This is a genomic window from Burkholderia sp. FW306-1C-G01B (genome assembly GCF_058781685.1).
The window spans coordinates 51,693-68,740 of sequence record NZ_JBYSWZ010000010.1; the positions used below are offsets into that span (position 1 = coordinate 51,693).

14 protein-coding genes are annotated in these 17,048 nt (G+C 69.7%); 1 reads left to right on the forward strand and 13 read right to left on the reverse strand.

Annotated elements, in window-relative coordinates:
- Nucleotides 1-138 precede the first annotated feature (138 nt).
- A complete protein-coding gene (locus tag AC3WLY_RS20590; RefSeq protein WP_492310008.1) occupies nt 139-2,031 on the forward strand; it encodes an ArnT family glycosyltransferase in 1,893 nt (630 codons plus the stop codon).
- A gap of 164 nt (nt 2,032-2,195) precedes the next feature.
- On the opposite strand, the gene AC3WLY_RS20595 is transcribed toward AC3WLY_RS20590, so the two are convergent.
- From AC3WLY_RS20595 to kdpF, 13 genes are all read right to left on the reverse strand, one after another.
- Complete coding sequence (locus AC3WLY_RS20595) at nt 2,196-2,813, reverse strand: DUF924 family protein (protein ID WP_175962874.1); 618 nt, start codon at nt 2,811-2,813, stop codon at nt 2,196-2,198.
- Complete coding sequence (locus AC3WLY_RS20600) at nt 2,810-3,541, reverse strand: alanyl-tRNA editing protein (RefSeq protein WP_175962873.1); 732 nt, start codon at nt 3,539-3,541, stop codon at nt 2,810-2,812. The genes AC3WLY_RS20595 and AC3WLY_RS20600 overlap by 4 nt, the downstream gene beginning before the upstream one ends.
- A gap of 105 nt (nt 3,542-3,646) precedes the next feature.
- Complete coding sequence (locus AC3WLY_RS20605; protein ID WP_017331548.1) at nt 3,647-4,057, reverse strand: group II truncated hemoglobin; 411 nt, start codon at nt 4,055-4,057, stop codon at nt 3,647-3,649.
- A gap of 43 nt (nt 4,058-4,100) precedes the next feature.
- Nucleotides 4,101-6,662, reverse strand: a complete 2,562-nt coding sequence (locus tag AC3WLY_RS20610; protein ID WP_175962872.1) for an ABC transporter permease — start codon at nt 6,660-6,662, stop codon at nt 4,101-4,103.
- 50 nt (nt 6,663-6,712) lie between these two features.
- Nucleotides 6,713-7,330, reverse strand: a complete 618-nt coding sequence (locus AC3WLY_RS20615; RefSeq protein WP_072440937.1) for a DUF4126 domain-containing protein — start codon at nt 7,328-7,330, stop codon at nt 6,713-6,715.
- 211 nt (nt 7,331-7,541) lie between these two features.
- Nucleotides 7,542-7,862, reverse strand: a complete 321-nt coding sequence (gene sugE / locus AC3WLY_RS20620) for a quaternary ammonium compound efflux SMR transporter SugE (protein WP_175962871.1) — start codon at nt 7,860-7,862, stop codon at nt 7,542-7,544.
- A gap of 165 nt (nt 7,863-8,027) precedes the next feature.
- A complete protein-coding gene (locus AC3WLY_RS20625) occupies nt 8,028-8,309 on the reverse strand; it encodes a DUF333 domain-containing protein (RefSeq protein WP_072440740.1) in 282 nt (93 codons plus the stop codon).
- 156 nt (nt 8,310-8,465) lie between these two features.
- The gene (gene kdpE / locus AC3WLY_RS20630) at nt 8,466-9,164 is read right to left on the reverse strand and encodes a two-component system response regulator KdpE (protein WP_072440742.1); all 699 of its coding nucleotides are present in this window, start codon (nt 9,162-9,164) and stop codon (nt 8,466-8,468) included.
- Complete coding sequence (locus AC3WLY_RS20635; protein ID WP_492310007.1) at nt 9,157-12,012, reverse strand: DUF4118 domain-containing protein; 2,856 nt, start codon at nt 12,010-12,012, stop codon at nt 9,157-9,159. The genes kdpE and AC3WLY_RS20635 overlap by 8 nt, the downstream gene beginning before the upstream one ends.
- Nucleotides 12,013-12,176: 164 nt before the next feature.
- Complete coding sequence (kdpC, locus tag AC3WLY_RS20640) at nt 12,177-12,758, reverse strand: potassium-transporting ATPase subunit KdpC (protein ID WP_492310006.1); 582 nt, start codon at nt 12,756-12,758, stop codon at nt 12,177-12,179.
- 18 nt (nt 12,759-12,776) lie between these two features.
- On the reverse strand, nt 12,777-14,861 hold the full coding sequence (gene kdpB / locus AC3WLY_RS20645) for a potassium-transporting ATPase subunit KdpB (protein ID WP_175962868.1): 2,085 nt from the start codon (nt 14,859-14,861) through the stop codon (nt 12,777-12,779).
- 54 nt (nt 14,862-14,915) lie between these two features.
- Nucleotides 14,916-16,721, reverse strand: a complete 1,806-nt coding sequence (kdpA, locus tag AC3WLY_RS20650) for a potassium-transporting ATPase subunit KdpA (protein ID WP_347065457.1) — start codon at nt 16,719-16,721, stop codon at nt 14,916-14,918.
- The gene (kdpF, locus tag AC3WLY_RS20655) at nt 16,718-16,810 is read right to left on the reverse strand and encodes a K(+)-transporting ATPase subunit F (RefSeq protein ID WP_006752209.1); all 93 of its coding nucleotides are present in this window, start codon (nt 16,808-16,810) and stop codon (nt 16,718-16,720) included. The genes kdpA and kdpF overlap by 4 nt, the downstream gene beginning before the upstream one ends.
- Nucleotides 16,811-17,048: the final 238 nt, after the last annotated feature.

Below are 17,048 nucleotides of genomic sequence, written 5' to 3' on the forward strand. Positions count from 1 at the left end.
CATTCGTAACAGTTCCGTGATTTACTAGCGGCCAGCCAGACAGGCGCCGTAAACGCCTGTTTCTTGCCGCCACGATGCGGCCCTTATCGGTCCGGCCCATGTCGCCGAACCGGCTCGACTCGACCCGAGATCTTTTCCATGCCTGGAACCGCAGCGCCCGGCCGGCGACGCACGTCTGTGCCCGCTCCGGCCCCGCACACCCGTTCAACCGCCGACGCCGACCTCACCGCGACGCTTGAAGCCGCCGGCACGCCCGTCATGGCCGTGACCGCCGCGACCAGCACCACGCGCGACCGCTCGCTCCTGCTCGGCTGGCGCGTGTGGCTGCTCGCCGCCGCACTGGTCTGCGCGTATGTGCTGCCCGGCGTGCTCGGCCACGATCCGTGGAAACAGGACGAAACCTACACGTTCGGCATCATCCAGCACATGCTCGAGACCGGCGATTTCGTCGTGCCGACCAATGCCGGCCTGCCGTTCATGGAAAAACCGCCGCTTTACGCGTGGGTCGCGACCAGCCTCGCGTGGCTGCTGCAGCGCGTGATGCCGTTGCACGACGCGGCACGGCTCGCGAGCGCGCTGTTCGCCGTACTCGCGTTCGGCTTCATCGCGCGCGCGGCGCGCATCGCCAACCGCGCCGACAGCTGGTTCGACCTGCGTGTGATCGGTCCCGTCGTGCTGAGCGCGGGCACGCTCGTCGTCATCAAGCACATGCACGACATGATGACGGACGTCGCGCTGTTCGCCGGCACGGCAATGGGCTTCTGCGGGCTGCTCGAACTCGTGATGCGGCACGTCGCGCACGCGCAGCAGATGCGGCACGGGCTGCCGGTCCGGCCGTCGGGCCGCTGGGCTGCGCCGGTCTTCGGCGCGGGCGTCGGCATCGCGCTGATGGCGAAGGGGCTGTTCGTGCCGCTCGTGTTCGCGGCCACGCTCGTCGGCGCGCTGGTGCTGTACCCGGCCTGCCGCACCCGCTCGTTCGCGCGCGCACTCGGCGTCGCCGCGCTCGTGTTCGCGCCGTTCGCGCTGATCTGGCCGACCGCGCTGTTCCTGCGTTCCGAGACGCTGTTCATGACGTGGTTCTGGGACAACAACGTCGGCCGCTTCTTCGGCTTCTCCGTCCCCGAACTCGGCGCGGAAAACGACAAGCCCTTCTTTATCCTGCGTGCATTCCTGCTCGTCGGCTTCCCGGTCGCGCCGCTCGCGATCGTCGCGCTCGCGCGCGGTGCGTGGCGCGACTGGCGCACGCCGCGCATCGCGCTGCCCCTGCTGTTCGCCGGCGTCGGGCTCGTGGTGCTGCAGGTGTCCGCAACGTCGCGCCAGCTCTACATCCTGCCGTTCTTCGCACCGCTCGCGCTGGTCGCCGCGCAGGCGATCGAACGCATTCCGCGCACACTGCATCTCGCGTGGGATTACTTCAGCCGCGTGCTGTTCGGTACGGCCGCCGCACTCGCCTGGGGCATCTGGGCAGTGATGGCCGATCCGGCTGCGTCGCGCGCGGATCTCGCGCTGCTCGGCCGCTGGCTGCCGCTCGACTGGACGATGCCGATCGAGCCCGCGCTTGTGGTCGGTGCGCTCGCGCTGACGGTCGGCTGGCTGACGCTGCTGCCGAAGCTGCGCACGACGGGCCTCTGGCGCGGCGCGCTGTCGTGGGGCGCCGGCGCAGTCGTCGCGTGGGGGCTCATCTATACGCTGCTGCTGCCGTGGCTCGACGTCGCGAAGAGCTACCGCTCGGTGTTCGACGACCTGAACGCGCATCTCGCGCTCGAATGGAACGACGGCGACTGCATGGCGAGCCTGCACGGGCTCGGCGAATCGGAAGCGCCGATGCTGTACTACTTCTCCGGCATCCAGCACACGCCGATCGACGACGCGAAGACGACGCGCTGCACGTGGATGATCGTCCAGGGCGTGCGGGCCGTCGATCCGGCGCCAGGCAGCGAATGGAAACTGTTCTGGACGGGCGCGCGCCCGGGCGACAACGAAGAACTGCTGCGCGTCTACGTGCGCACGCCCGAACAGCACCTGCAGTGACGCAGGACGGCGCGGCGCGCCGTCTTGCCTGCTTTCATCTCCGGCAAAAAGGTTGAGACCGGCCGCCCGAGCAGCGCCGCCGGCCAGTTTCGCCGATCGCCAATGCAACCGCGCGAATCTGCTGGCTTGCCCCCTCCTCGTCACTCATGCGACCGCCCGGATCATCAGAACGACGAACCGGGTTCGCGAAGAAACGCCGTCTCCTCATCGGTCGACTCGCGGCCGAGAATCGCGTTCCGGTGCGGAAAGCGGCCGAAGCGCTCGACCACGGCTGCATGCCGCAACGCGAAGCGGTGATAACTCTCGCACCCTGCCTCGCCGCGAATGCCCGCGCACAGGCGCACGGCCTCGCGCTGGCTCTCGATCGACTCGTCGTGCTCGAACGGCAGATACGCGAACGCGCGGTGATGGCCGCTCGGCAGTTGCGCATCCCAGCCGGCCGCGACAACGCGGCGTGCGAGCGCGAGTGCCTTCGGATCGGCGGCAAACGCGCGCGGCGTGCCGCGATGGATGTTGCGCGAGAACTGGTCGAGCACGACGATCAACGCAAGCGCACCCTCCGGCGAACCGGCCCAGTGATCGCATGCGCCGTCGCACGCAGCGTCGAGCAGCGCGCCGTAGCGCGTGCGCAGCACGTCGTCGAACGCCGCGCCGCCGTTGAACCAGATCTTGCGTTCCTGCCCGAATTCGGCCGAGCCCGGTTCGCCGAACCAGAAATCCAGAATCTCGCGCGCTTGCGGATCCAGCGCCGCCGCGCCCGCCGCCCCGGTGTCGATCGTCATGCAAACTCCAGTACGAGGCGCCGCGTTCGCGCGCTCTTCTTTTCAAGTTTCGCGACGCGCAGGTCGCCGATTTCCGACGTGTTGCGCACGTGCGTGCCGCCGCACGGCTGCAGGTCGACCTGCTCGATGCGCAGCAGCCGCACGCGGCCGAGGCCCATCGGCGGCTTCACGCTCATCGTGCGCACGAGTTCGGGCCGCTCGGCCATCTCGTCGTCGGTGATCCATTCGGTCGTGACCGGATACGCGCCGGCGACCAGGCCGGCGAGGCGCCGCTCGACGTCGTCGCGGTCGATCGCTTCGGACGTCGCGAAATCGAGCCGCACATAGTCGGCCGTCACGCTGCAGCCGTCGACCGCGTACGGCAGCACCGCGCACATCAGGTGCGCGGCCGTATGCAGGCGCATGTGCCGGTAGCGGCGCAGCCAGTCGATCTCCGCGACCACGCGCGTGCCGGGCACGAGCGTCGCGACGCGCGCCTCCTGCCCCGGTGCCGGCACGTGCAAGGCGTCGTCGGGCGTCGCGCCGTCGAACTTTGCCTTGCGCGTATCGGCGATCCCGATCGTGCTGCCGTCGGGCAGGGTCAGCGTGCCGGTGTCGCCGGCCTGGCCGCCGCCGAGCGGATAAAACACGGTGCGGTCGAGCCGGATGCCGTCGTCGCCGACGGCCTGAACGATCGCGTCGCACCGCGTGAGATACGCGTCTTCGCGAAACAGCGCTTGTGTCGTCATCGGGCGAGCCTCGTATCGATTGCGGGAAACCGCCAGTGTCGCGCCGCGCGGCGCGCGCGCCCAGACGCAGATCGTCCCGCGCGTGGGCAGCGGCGTACCGGTCGATCAACCGGGCCGGTTGCGCATCCAGTCGGCCGTGTCGTAGAACGAATGCATGAGCCGCTCGCGCAGCGGCTCGGGCAGCCCGACATCCTCCATCGCCCACGCCATGCAGCGCAGCCACTGGTCGCGCTCGACCGACGCGATCGGGAACGGCAGGTGCCGCGCGCGCAGCCGCGGATGGCCGAACCGGTCGATGTAGTGGTCGGGCCCGCCGAGCCAGCCGCACAGGAACCAGAACAGCTTGTCGCGCGAACCGTCGAGCGATGCCGGGTGCAGCGCGCGAATCTGCGCGAACTCGGGCTCGAGGTCCATCAGGTCGTAGAAGCGGTCCACCATTTCGCGCACGCGGGCTTCGCCGCCCACGAGCTCGAACGCCGTCGGCTGCGACGGCGCATCGTCATTCACATCGGTCATACGGATAGTCGGAAAACGGGATCTTCGGGGCCGCCGGCGACGCTCATGCGTCGCGCAGCGACTGCAGCGCGGGGCGCCGCAACACATTATGCAGGCTCAGCCAGCCGGCCGCACCGGCGCACGCGACGCCGGCCGCGATGCCGGCCGGCACGAGCCACGGATCGACGGCGAGCCGGAAATCGAACACGCGCGACGCGAGCACCCAGCCGACCGCGATCGCGCCCGCCGACGCCAGCGCGCCGGCCAGCACGCCGACCACGACGAATTCCGCGCGCTGCACCGCATTGACCTGCGCGCGCGACGCGCCGAGCGCGCGCAGCAGCGCGGCTTCGCGCACCCGCTCGTCGCGCGAGCCGGCGAGCGCCGTGTACAGCACGAGCACGCCGGCCGCCAGCGTGAACGCGAACAGGAACTGCACCGCGCCGACCACCTGCAGCATCATCCGCTGCAGTTGCGCGAGGATCGGCGCGACGTCGATCGCGGTCAGGTTCGGGTAGCGCGCGATCAGCGGATCGAGCAACGCGGCATCGGATGCAGGCAGATGGAAGCTCGTGAGGTAGACGGCCGGGAAATCCTTCAACACCCGCGGCGGCATCAGCACGAAGAAGTTGACGCGAAACGTGCCCCAGTCGAGCTTGCGCACGCTCGTGATCGGCGCGTCGACCGTCAGCCCCGTCACGTCGAAGCGCAGCGTGTCGCCCGGCTTCACGTTCAGCATCTTCGCGAGGCCGGCCTCGATCGAGATCTGCGGCGCGGCCGCGGTGCCGAACCAGTCGCCTGCGACGATCCGGTTGTCGGACGGCAGCTCGGTCGTATACGACAGGTTGAACTCGCGATCGACGAGCCGGCGCTCCTCGTCGGACTGATAGGCGTCCGGATTCACCGGCTTGCCGTTGATCGCGACGAGGCGGCCGCGCACCATCGGCGCGGGCACCGCGTCGCGCACGCCGTGCGCGGCCAGATAGGCCGCGACATCGTCGCGCTGGTCGGGCTGGATGTCGATCAGGAACTGGTTCGGCGCATCGGGCGGCGTCGATTGCCGCCAGCCCGCGACGAGGTCGTTGCGCGTGATCGCGATCAGCAGCAGGCACATCAGGCCGAGCGCGAGCGCGGTGATCTGCAGCGCGCTGGCCGTGCCGCGCCGGTGCAGCGACGCGAGCGCATAGCGCCAGCCGACGCCCGCGGCCACGCGCGCGTTGCGCACCGCGCGCGCGGCGGCGAACAGCACGAGCCGCGCGAACAGCGCGAAACCGACCAGCGCGCCGGCGAAGCCGCCCGCGACGATCAGGCCGAGCTTCAGGTCGCCGGCGGCCGCGATCAGCAGCCCTGCGAACAGCACGACGCCGACCGCATACGCGGCCCACGCGGTGCGCGACGCATCGCCCCATTCGCGGCGCAGCACGCGCACCGGCGGCACGCGCGTGAGCGGCACGAGCGGCGGCAGCGCGAAGCCGAGCAGCAGCACGAGCGCGGCACCCACGCCGATGAGCGCCGGCCACAGCGTGGGCGGCGGCAGCACGACTTCGATCAGGCCGCCGAGCGCGGCCAGCAACGCCCAGTGGCCGCCGTAGCCGAGCACCGCGCCCGCGGCGCCCGACACGATCCCGATGCCGACGAATTCGAGCGCGAACAGTGCGCCGAGCGTGCGGCGGCTCACGCCGAGGCAGCGCATCGTCGCGCAGCCGTCGAGATGGCGCCGCATGTAGCGCTGCGCGGCCATCGCGATCGCGACCGCCGCGAGCAGCGCGGTCAGCAGCGCGACGAGCGTCAGGAAATGGCGCGCGCGATCCAGCGTCTGCCGCACCTGCGGCTGGCCTTCCTGCAACGACTCGAGACCGACGCCGCGCAGCTTCCCGCCATCGACGCGCTCGTGCGCATAGGTTTCGAAGCGCGCGACGGCCTGCGCATCGCCGGCAACCAGCAGCCGGTACGTGACGCGGCTGCCGTAGCCCGTGAGCCCCGTCGCGGCGAGTTCGTCCGCGCGCATCATCAGCCGCGGCGAAAAATTGACGAACGAAAAGCCGCGATCGAGTTCGCGGGAGATCGATGCGGCGACCGTGAACGTGCGCAGCCCGACACGCACCGTATCGCCCGCCTTCAGGTGCAGCGCGTCGAGCAGCGCGGGGTCGGCCCACACGGTGCCGGGCGCGGGAATCGCGGTCGCCTTGTGCGCGGCGGCGGCGCCGGCCGGCAGGATCTCGACGGCGCCGCGCAGCGGATATCCGGGCGACACGGCCTTCACGGCCGCGAGGCGCGCGGGCGCTGCGTCGGCCGTCTGCCCGCCCGCGGCGGACGCGATCATGCTCGGGAAAATCGCGGTCGTCGCGGTACGCAGGCCGAGCGCGCGGGCCTGACGGTCGAACGACAGATCGACGGGACGGTCGGCGCGCACGACGAAATCGGCGCCGAGCATCTGGCGCGCGTCGCGCTCGAGCCCCTGGCGCAGCCGGTCGGCGAGAAAGCCGACGCTCGTCAGTGCCGCGACCGCGAGCACCAGTGCGAGTACGAGCAGCGTCAACTCGCCCGCGCGCCAGTCGCGCGCGGTCATCCGTGCGGCCTGGCGGATCAGGTCGCGCAGGCCGAAGCGGCCGGCATGCGCGGGCATGTCATGGCCGGGTTGCCCGGCCGGCGGCTGCGCCGCGTGTTGCGGCCCCTTCAATCGCGCTTACCCCCGATCGAGTTGAGCCGCGACACCATGTGGTTCGCCATCCCGCGAAAACCGCCCGACACGCCGCGCCACAGGCGCGGCAGCGCCCAGGCCGAAGCGGCGACGAAGGCCGCGAGCAGCACGAGGAACGCGAGCGGGACGAAGAATGCGAGCGCGAGCCCGCCGACCACGAGGCCGTCCTCGGTCGACGACGCAACCCAGTTCGAAATCGGTTCGGGAGACAGGTTGATCAGCGCGCGCGTACCGGCCTTCGCCACGTGCGCGGCGCCGGCGAGCGAACCGCCTGCAAGGCCCGCGACCGCGAGCACGGTCGGATCGGCATGGCCGAGCGCGCCGGCTGCGAGCACGGCGCCGGCCGGGATGCGGATGAAGGTGTGCACGGCATCCCACAGCGAATCGAACGCGGGGATCTTGTCGGCAAGGAATTCGGTGACGGTGAGCACGGCGGCGGCGCCGATGACCCACGGCGACATCAGGACGGCCAGCGTGTCGGGCAGATGGAGCCAGCCGACCCGCGCCAGCACGCCGGCGATCAGCACCGTCAGGTACAGGCGCAGCCCGCTCGCCCACGCGAGCCCCGCGCCGAGCGAAATGGCTTCGATCATGGCCCTCTCCTTGCACTTTCCGTGCGCTTTGCCGATCGATCGGATCGGGTCGGTCAGACCGGCCGCGCGGCGCGTGGCGACCGGCGCCGCAGGCCGCGAACGGCACAACGACATTCAGGCCCGAATGCGTTCCATTATAGACAGGCTAACCGGGCAGCCGGCGCAATTCCGCAGTGCAGTGCCCGGGCGCAGCGCGTCCGGGACTCCGTCGTCAGGCGGCCGACGACAGCTTGAGGCCGATCAGCCCGGCGACGATCAGCGCAGCGCTCGCGACGCGCGCGACGGTCAGCGCCTCGCCCATCATCACGATGCCGAACACGAACGCGCCGACCGCGCCGATGCCCGTCCACACCGCGTACGCGGTGCCGAGCGGCAACTGGCGCATCGCGGCCGCGAGCAGCCCGAAGCTGGCCAGCGCCGTCACGATCGTAAACACCGACGGGCCGAGCTTCGTGAAGCCGTCCGACGATTTCATGCCGGCCGCCCAGGCCACTTCCAGCAAACCGGCAATCAACAACCATACCCACGCCATCGCGACGTACTCCGTATCGGATGGGGCCGTCCCCGTTGAAGCGAATGACCCGGGGTCGTCCCCGGGCGGCGCCGAGTATAACAAGAGGCTTACGGACACGCCGGACGCGGCGCACGGCCGGCGGCCGATCCGGGGCAGGATCGGCCGGGCCCGGTCAGCTCGGCATCAATTCGACACACGCTTCGGCGCGACGCCGCCGACGCAGCGGTCGTCGCGGTACAGCGCCCACTCCTCGCACACGCGGCCATCCTTGAACATGCACATCCCGACCTGTCCGCTCGGCAGGCTGCGGATCACGTGGCGACCGCCGAGCTTCTCGCAGTTGACCGACGCGGGATTGGCGAGCGCTGCCTGCGCGGGCGGCTGTTGCCCCGGCGGCAGCGGTTGGGCGAACGCGCCGGGCGCAGTCAGCGCCAGCGCACAGATGACGGCCAGACGGACGGACATTGCACGCTCCTCGTTTTTGTTCGCGGAACGGTCAGCATAACGGGGAATCCGCGGCCGGTGTGCAAGGCCGGCGCCGGCCGCACGACTGTCGCGCCGGTGCAACCCCGCCCGCGCGGCGTCACGCCAGCCCGGGCTGCCGCCGCCGTGCGATGCCCGTCACGCGGCGCCGACCAGCCGGTAGCCGACGCCCGTCTCGGTGACGATGTACTCGGGCTGTGCCGGGTCGCGCTCGAGCTTCTGGCGCAGGTGCGCCATGTAGATGCGCAGGTAGTGATGGCTCTCGACGTGCGACGGCCCCCACACGTCGCGCAGCAACTGGCGGTGCGTGAGCACGCGCCCCGCGTGCCGCACGAGCGTCGCAAGCAGCCGGTATTCGAGCGGCGTCAGATGCACGATCTCGCCGTCGCGCCACACCTGGCGCAGCGCGAGATCGACGGTCACGGTGCCGAAGCTCACCTTCGGCGTCTCGTTCGCGCCGCCCTGGTTGCGCCGACGCAGTTGCGCGCGAATCCGCGCGCGCAGTTCGGACACGCCGAACGGCTTGGTCAGGTAGTCGTCGGCGCCCGCGTCGAGCGCCGCGACCTTCTCCTCTTCCTGCGTGCGCGCGGACAGCACGATCACCGGCACCTCGGACCAGCCGCGCAGCTCGCGGATCACGTCGAGGCCATCGGTATCGGGCAGGCCGAGGTCGACGATCACGAGATCGGGCTTGCGCGTCGCCGCGTCGATCAGCCCCTGCTTGCCCGTCTCGGCCTCGAACACGGCGATGTCCTCCTCCTCGAGCGCGGCACGCACGAAGCGGCGGATCTGCTTTTCGTCCTCGATCAGGACAACGGTCAGGCTGGGTTCACTCATGGTCTGGCAATGGCTCGGATGGGGACGATGCGCCCGGCACGTCGGATTCGTCGTCGGGCACGGCGGGCGCGACCGGCGGCGTCTCGACCGGCAGCGTGAACCAGAAGCGCGCGCCCGTCACGCGGCCGTCGGGCGCGGTGCGGTTGAGCGCGCCGATTCTACCGCCGTGCGCCTCGACGATCGCACGGCAGATCGCGAGGCCGAGCCCGATGCCCGGCGTCGCCGATTCCTTCTCGCCGCGCGTGAACTTGTCGAAGATCCGCGTTTCCATGCCGGCCGGCAGGCCCGGGCCGTAATCGTCGACGTGCACGCGCACGAACGGGTTCCCGTAGGGCAGCCCGTCGTCGGTCACGCGCTCCGCGCCGATGTCGAGCGGCGTGTCGGGCGGCGTGTACTTCGCCGCGTTCTCGAACAGGTTGGTGAACAGGCGTTCCATCAGCACCGCGTCCATCTGCAGCAGCGGCAGGTCGGCCGGCAGCGACACGCGCGCGGGATGGCGCGCGAGCACGCGCTTGCACGCGGCGAGCGCGGCGCCGACGGTTTCCTCGAGCAGCGACCACTGGCGCTTGAGCTGCAGGCTGCCGGCCTGCAGCCGCGCCATGTCGAGCAGGTTCGTGACGATGCCCGTCATCCGCAGCGCTTCGTCGTGGATCGCGTCGACGAGCTCTCCCTCGCGCTGCGCGAAGCGTTCGGCCGCCGCGGCATCGCCGCCCCGCGCGGCCGCGCGCCCGTTCGCGAGCATCGACGAGAAGCCGACGATCGTCGTGAGCGGCGTGCGCAGGTCGTGCGAGATCGCCGACAGCAGCGAGTTGCGCAGCCGCTCGGATTCCATGTTCACGAGCGCGTCGCGCGCGATCTCGACGTAGTGCACGCGTTCGAGCGCGAGCGCGATCTGCGCGGCGAATGCGTCGAGCATCCGCAGCTGTTCGGGCACCTCGAGCTCGCGCGGCTCGCGCGACACGACCGCGAGCACGCCGCGCGTACGCATCGGCGCCTTCAGCGGCAGGTACAGCGCGGCCGTCGCGGGCAGCGTGTCGGTGCCGCGGCCGGCCGGCTTCTGCTGGTCGTACACCCACTGGCCGACGTCGCTGTCGAGATCGGCGCCCGTCAGCGTGACGGCCGCGTCGGGCTCCTCGATCTTCTGGCGCACCTTGTCCGCGCTGTCGGGCAGCAGGAACGCGACACGCGCGCGGAACACCTCGCCCACGTGGCGGCTGCCGATCTCGACGATCTGCTCGGTCGTCAGCGCCGCGCCCAGCTCGCGCGCCATCGCGTAGATCGCGCCGGTGCGGCGCTCGCGGCGCTGCGCGATGCTCGCCTGGCGCGTCAGCGTCGACGTCAGGTGACTGATCACGAGCGACGTCAGCAGCATCCCGAAGAAGGTCAGCAGGTATTGCGTGTCGCTGACCGAGAACGACATGCGCGGCGGCACGAAGAAGAAATCGAATGCGGCCACCGACAGGAACGACTGCAGCACGCCCGGGCCGCGCCCGAGCCGCACGGCCGAGAACACGACGCCGAGCAGGTACAGCATCACGAGGTTCGTGAGGTCGAGCCGCTCGGACACGACGTTTGCGACGACGGTGATCGCCGCGCAGATCGCGGCCGCGTACACGTAGTGCCGCGGCGGCGAACGGTGCGTGCCGAACTTCGCGAACGCATCGCGCCAGTCGCGCGCACGCGGGTCGAGCGGCGCCGCGCGCGCCTCGTCGCTCGCGGACGCGCGGATCAGCATCAGGTCGACGTCGCCCGCGCGTTCGGCGAGCTGCTCGCCGAACGGCCGCGCGAAGCGGCGCATGAGCCCGACCTTCGGCGAGCCGCCCGCGACGATCTTCGACACGTTGCGCACCTTCGCATAGCCGATCAGCGCGGCGACCGCGTCGCCGCCGGCGAGCGTGGCCGTTTCCGCGCCGAGTTCGGCCGCGAGCTTCAGCGCGTCGAGCGTGCGCTGCCGCTGCGCGTCGGGCAGCCGCTGCAGGCGCGGCGTCTCGACATACACGGCGATCCAGTCGGCCTTCAGGCTCGCGGCGAGCCGCGCGGCCGCGCGCACGAGCGTCGGCGCTTCGGCGCCCGGACCGACGCACACGAGCAGCCGCTCGCGCGCCTGCCAGATGCGCTGGATCGAACGGTCGGCGCGGTATTCGCGCATCTGCGCATCGACGCGATCGGCCGTGCGCCGCAGCGCCAGTTCGCGCAGCGCGATCAGGTTGCCCTTGCGGAAGAAGTTGCGCACCGCGCGCTCGGCCTGCTGCGCGAGATAGACCTTGCCGTCGCGCATCCGCTCGAGCAGTTCCTCGGCCGGCAGGTCGACGAGCGTGACTTCGTCGGCCGCGTCGAACACGCGATCGGGCACGGTCTCCCACACGCGGATGCCGGTGATCGCGCCGACCACGTCGTTCAGGCTTTCGAGGTGCTGGACATTGACGGTCGTATACACGTCGATGCCCGCGTCGAGCAGTTCATAGACGTCCTGCCAGCGCTTCAGGTGCCGTGCGCCCTGCACGTTCGAATGCGCGAGTTCGTCGACGAGGATCAGTTGCGGCTGGCGCGCGAGCGCGCCATCGAGATCGAATTCGGCGAGCGTGCGGCCGCGATAGTCGATGCGCGCGAGCGGCAGCACGTCGAGGCCGTCGAGCAGCGCGGCGGTTTCGCCTCGGCCGTGGGTTTCGACGATGCCGACGACGACGTCGACGCCGTCCTGCAGGCGCTGGCGCGCGGCCTGCAGCATCGCGTAGGTCTTGCCGACGCCGGCCGATGCGCCGAAGAAGATCTTGAGCTGGCCGCGCCGCTGCTTTTCTTCGTCTCGCTGCAGCTTGTCGAGGAGTTGGTCTGGATCGGGACGGTTCATGCGTCAGGAAAGCGGAGCGCCCGGATGCGCGCGAGTACGAGCATTGTTGTTCCAAATCGCCGCAAAAGGCAAAGACGGCGCACGCGCCGTCGGAAAAAAGTGCGTCCGGCACGGCTCGAGCCGTGCCGGGCACCGGTTGCCGGGCCTGAAGCCCGGATGCGCGATCAGTGCGCGGCCTGCGCCGCGTCGAGCGCGAGGTTCAGCTTCAGCACGTTCACGCGCGGCTCGCCGAGCACGCCGAACTGGCGGCCCGTCGTGTTCGCGGCAACGAGCTGCGCGACCGCGTCGGGCGCCAGGTTGCGCGCCTTCGCGACCCGCTCGACCTGGTATGCGGCGGCGGCCGGCGTGATCTCCGGATCGAGGCCGCTCGCCGACGCCGTCACGAGGTCGACCGGCACGGGCTTCGACATGTCGGTGCCGGCATCGCGCAGCGCGGCGATGCGCCCCTTCACCTGGTCGGCGAGCGACGGATTCAGCGGGCCGAGGTTCGAGCCGCCGGAACCGGTCGCGTTGTACGGCATCGGCGCGGTGGCCGACAGCCGGCCCCAGAAGTACTTCGGCGCATCGAACGGCTGGCCGATCAGCGCGGAGCCGACCGCCTTGCCGTCCTTCTCGATCAGGCTGCCGTTCGCCTGCGACGGGAACACGGCCTGGCCGAACACGGTCATCACGGCCGGATACGCGAGCCCCGTCACCGCGGCAAGCGCGACAAAGAGCACGACGAGCGGACGAATCAACGTTTTCATGATGTTTCCTTCAAGACCTCAGGCCCAGCCGAGTGCGGCGAGCGTCATGTCGATCAGCTTGATGAACGGGAACGGCAGCAGCACGCCGCCGAGGCCGTAGACCAGCAGGTTGCGGCGCAGCAGCGATGCGGCGCCGAGCGGCCGGTACGTGACGCCCTTCAGCGCGAGCGGGATCAGCGCGACGATGATCAGCGCGTTGAAGATTACCGCCGACAGGATCGCGGATGCCGGCGACGTCAAGTGCATGATGTCGAGCACGCGCAACTGCGGGTACGTGGTCACGAACGCGGCCGGGATGATCGCGAAGTACTTCGCGATGTCGTTCGCGATCGAGAACGTCGTCAGCGAGCCGCGCGTCATCAGCATCTGCTTGCCGATCTCGACGATCTCGATCAGCTTCGTCGGGTTCGAATCGAGGTCGACCATGTTGCCCGCTTCCTTCGCGGCCTGCGTGCCCGTGTTCATCGCGACCGCCACGTCGGCCTGCGCGAGCGCCGGCGCGTCGTTGGTGCCGTCGCCCGTCATCGCGACGAGGCGCCCCGCCGCCTGGTGCTCGCGGATCGTCGCGAGCTTGGTTTCCGGCGTCGCTTCCGCGAGGAAATCGTCGACGCCCGCTTCCGCCGCGATCGCCGCGGCCGTCAGCCGGTTGTCGCCCGTCACCATCACGGTCTTGATGCCCATCTTGCGCAGTTCCGCGAAGCGCTCCTTGATGCCGCCCTTCACGATGTCCTTCAGCTCGATCACGCCGAGCACGCGCGCCGCCCCTTCATGCAGGTCGGCCACGACGAGCGGCGTGCTGCCGCGGCGCGCGACGTCGTCGACCGCGCGGCGCACTTCTTCCGGGAAGCGGCTGCCGTGCGTCTCGACATAGCGGCGGATCGCGTCGGCCGCGCCCTTGCGGATCTCGCGGCCGGGCAGGTCGACGCCGCTCATCCGCGTCTGCGCGGAGAAGCCGAGGAACGTCGCGTGCAGTTGCCCCATGTCGCGCTGGCGAATGTTGAAGCGCTCCTTCGCGAGCACGACGATGCTGCGGCCTTCCGGCGTTTCGTCGGCGAGCGACGATAGTTGCGCGGCGTCGGCCAGCGCTTCCTCGGTCACGCCCGGCGCGGGCACGAACATCGACGCCTGGCGGTTGCCGAGCGTGATCGTGCCGGTCTTGTCGAGCAGCAGCACGTCGACGTCGCCGGCCGCTTCCACCGCGCGGCCCGACGTCGCGATCACGTTCGCCTGCATCATCCGGCTCATCCCTGCCACGCCGATCGCGGACAACAGCCCGCCGATCGTCGTCGGGATCAGGCACACGAGCAGCGCGACGAGCGCGGTGATCGTCACCACGTGGCCGGCCTTCATCGCGTCGACCGCGAACGTCGAGAACGGCAGCAGCGTCGCGGTCGCGAGCAGCATCACGATCGTCAGCGCGACGAGCAGAATCGTCAGCGCGATCTCGTTCGGCGTCTTCTTGCGCTTCGCGCCTTCGACCATCGCGATCATCCGGTCGAGGAACGCCTCGCCGGGGTTCGCCGTGACCTTCACGACGATCCAGTCGGACAGCACGCGCGTGCCGCCCGTTACCGACGAGAAGTCGCCGCCCGATTCGCGGATCACCGGCGCGGATTCGCCGGTGATCGCCGATTCGTCGACCGACGCAACGCCGTCGACGACCTCGCCGTCGGCCGGGATCACGTCGCCGGTCTCGACGAGCACGATGTCGCCGCGGCGCAGGTCGGATGCGGTCGTGATGCGGATCGGCGACTTCGGATGCGGCTCGTTGAGCTTCTTCGCCATCACGTCCTTCTTCGCGCTGCGCAGCGATGCGGCCTGCGCCTTCGAGCGCCCTTCGGCGAGCGCTTCGGCGAAGTTCGCGAACAGCACCGTGAACCACAGCCACAGCGCGATCGCGAGGATGAAGCCCGCGGGCGCCTCGGCCTGGCCGGCAAGCGCTGCGATCCACAGGATCGTGGTCAGGATGCTGCCGACGTATACGCAGAACATCACCGGGTTGCGGAACTGCGTGCGCGGCGTGAGTTTCTTGAACGAATCCACGATCGCCGGGCGCAGCAGCGCCGGATCGAACATGGACCGTGTTGCGGAATGTTGAGTCATTGCGATCTCTTCAATCTCTTCAGTCTTTTCAACGTGTGGCCATGCGGGCGCGCGTCACGCGCCCAGCCACATCATCAGGTGCTCGACGCCAGGGCCGAGAGCAAGCGCCGGCACGTAGGTCAGCGCGCCCACCAGCAGCACGGTGCCGAGCAGCAGCACGACGAACAGCGGACCGTGTGTCGGCAGCGTGCCGCTCGTCACCGCGATGCGCTTCTTCGCGGCGAGCGAGCCGGCGATCGCCAGCACCGGCACGATCGTGCCGAAGCGGCCGAACCACATCGCGATCGCGGTCATCCAGTTATAGAACGGCGTGCCGACCGTCAGGCCCGCGAACGCGCTGCCGTTGTTGTTCGCGGCCGAACTGAACGCGTACAGGATTTCCGAGAAGCCGTGCGGGCCCGGATTCGCGATGCCGGCCTTGCCTGCATCTGCGAGCACGGCGATCGACGTGCCGACCAGCACCAGCAGCGGCGTGAGCAGCACGACGATCGACACCATCTTCATCTCGTACGACTCGATCTTCTTGCCGACGTATTCCGGCGTGCGGCCGATCATCAGGCCGGCGACGAACACCGCGAGCAGCGCGAACACGAGCATCCCGTAGAGGCCCGAGCCGACCCCGCCGTAGACCACCTCGCCGAGCTGCATCAGCAGCATCGGCACGAGGCCGCCGAGCGGCGTCAGCGAATCGTGCATCGTGTCGACCGCGCCGCACGACGCGGCCGTCGTCGCGACCGTGAAGATGCCGGTCTGCGCGATCCCGAAGCGGGTTTCCTTGCCTTCCATGTTGCCGCCCGACTGCAGCGCGCTCGCCGACTGGTCGACGTGCAGCGCGGCGAGCGTCGGGTTGCCGCCCTGCTCGGCGCTCACCTCGACGCCGACCGCGACCGCGAACGCGACCGTCATCGCCGCGAGCACGGCGATGCCCTGCCGGCGGTCGCCGATCACGCGGCCGAACACGAGACACAGCGCGGCCGGGATGATCAGGATCGCGAAGATCTGGATGAAGTTCGCGAACGGCGTCGGATTCTCGTACGGATGCGCAGAGTTCGCGTTGAAGAAACCGCCGCCGTTGGTGCCGAGCATCTTGATCGCTTCCTGCGACGCGACCGGACCCATCGCGAGCGTCTGCTTCGTGAGCGGGGTCGGCACCGTCACCGGAGCGCCCTTGTCGTCCTTCACCGGGTTGCCCTGCGCGTCGAGCTTCGGCGCCGCATAGGTGCTCGCCTGCAGCACCGGCACGTCCTGGTACGCCTTCATGTTCTGGATCACGCCCTGGCTCATCAGCAGCGCGGCGACGATCATCGACATCGGCACGAGCACGTACATCGTCACGCGCGTGAGGTCGACCCAGAAGTTGCCGATGGTCTGCGCGGTGTGGCGCGCGAAGCCGCGGACCAGCGCGATCACGACGACGATGCCGGTCGCCGCCGACAGGAAGTTCTGCACGGTCAGACCGAGCATCTGCGTCAGGTAGCTGACGGTCTGCTCCGGCGTGTAGTCCTGCCAGTTCGTGTTGGTGACGAAGCTGACGGCCGTGTTGAACGCGCCGTCGACCGTCATCGCGCCGAACTGCTGCGGGTTGCCGGGCAGGAAACCCTGCAGGCGCAGCAGGCCGTAGAGGAACAATGCGCCGAGCGCGTTGAATGCGATCGTCGCGATCGCGTACTGCTTCCAGCTCATCTCGCTGCCGGCGTCGACGCCGGCGATGCGGTACAGCGCGCGTTCGAGCGGCCCGAACACGCGCACGACGCGCGAACTGCCGTCCATCACGGCCGTCAGGTAGCGCGCGACCGGTACGGCCGCCGCCAGCAGCACGACGATGAACAGCAGCATCTGCAACAGGTTGTTCGCGTTCATTCGATGTCCTCCGCGCGCAGCAGCGCAAAGACGAGATACGCGAACAGCAGGGCTGTCGATGCGCCCGCCAGCCAAAGCATCCAGGTCATGCTCGCCCCCCGCGACCGTATTGCACGAGCTTCTCGCAACCGGCAACCAAACCGAGGATCAGCACGGTGAAAAGCACCAGGGCGCCGATGAATACCCCATCCATTTTTGTGTTCTCCGTCGTCGAAATCAGACGACTAGAACCTTATGGGAACGCACGTAAAGGACGGGTCAAAGGTATCGGGGCGGATATAAAAAACGTGTAAACGCGAGGCGGGAGAAAAACGGACGCGGGACGGG

Coding starts and splice junctions, on each gene's coding strand:
- AC3WLY_RS20590 (WP_492310008.1), top strand. CDS start 139: ATGCCTGGAACCGCAGCGCCCGGCCGGCGACGCACGTCTGTGCCCGCT.
- AC3WLY_RS20595 (WP_175962874.1), bottom strand. CDS start 2,813: ATGACGATCGACACCGGGGCGGCGGGCGCGGCGGCGCTGGATCCGCAA.
- AC3WLY_RS20600 (WP_175962873.1), bottom strand. CDS start 3,541: ATGACGACACAAGCGCTGTTTCGCGAAGACGCGTATCTCACGCGGTGC.
- AC3WLY_RS20605 (WP_017331548.1), bottom strand. CDS start 4,057: ATGACCGATGTGAATGACGATGCGCCGTCGCAGCCGACGGCGTTCGAG.
- AC3WLY_RS20610 (WP_175962872.1), bottom strand. CDS start 6,662: ATGCCCGCGCATGCCGGCCGCTTCGGCCTGCGCGACCTGATCCGCCAG.
- AC3WLY_RS20615 (WP_072440937.1), bottom strand. CDS start 7,330: ATGATCGAAGCCATTTCGCTCGGCGCGGGGCTCGCGTGGGCGAGCGGG.
- sugE (WP_175962871.1), bottom strand. CDS start 7,862: ATGGCGTGGGTATGGTTGTTGATTGCCGGTTTGCTGGAAGTGGCCTGG.
- AC3WLY_RS20625 (WP_072440740.1), bottom strand. CDS start 8,309: ATGTCCGTCCGTCTGGCCGTCATCTGTGCGCTGGCGCTGACTGCGCCC.
- kdpE (WP_072440742.1), bottom strand. CDS start 9,164: ATGAGTGAACCCAGCCTGACCGTTGTCCTGATCGAGGACGAAAAGCAG.
- AC3WLY_RS20635 (WP_492310007.1), bottom strand. CDS start 12,012: ATGAACCGTCCCGATCCAGACCAACTCCTCGACAAGCTGCAGCGAGAC.
- kdpC (WP_492310006.1), bottom strand. CDS start 12,758: ATGAAAACGTTGATTCGTCCGCTCGTCGTGCTCTTTGTCGCGCTTGCC.
- kdpB (WP_175962868.1), bottom strand. CDS start 14,861: ATGACTCAACATTCCGCAACACGGTCCATGTTCGATCCGGCGCTGCTG.
- kdpA (WP_347065457.1), bottom strand. CDS start 16,721: ATGAACGCGAACAACCTGTTGCAGATGCTGCTGTTCATCGTCGTGCTG.
- kdpF (WP_006752209.1), bottom strand. CDS start 16,810: ATGACCTGGATGCTTTGGCTGGCGGGCGCATCGACAGCCCTGCTGTTC.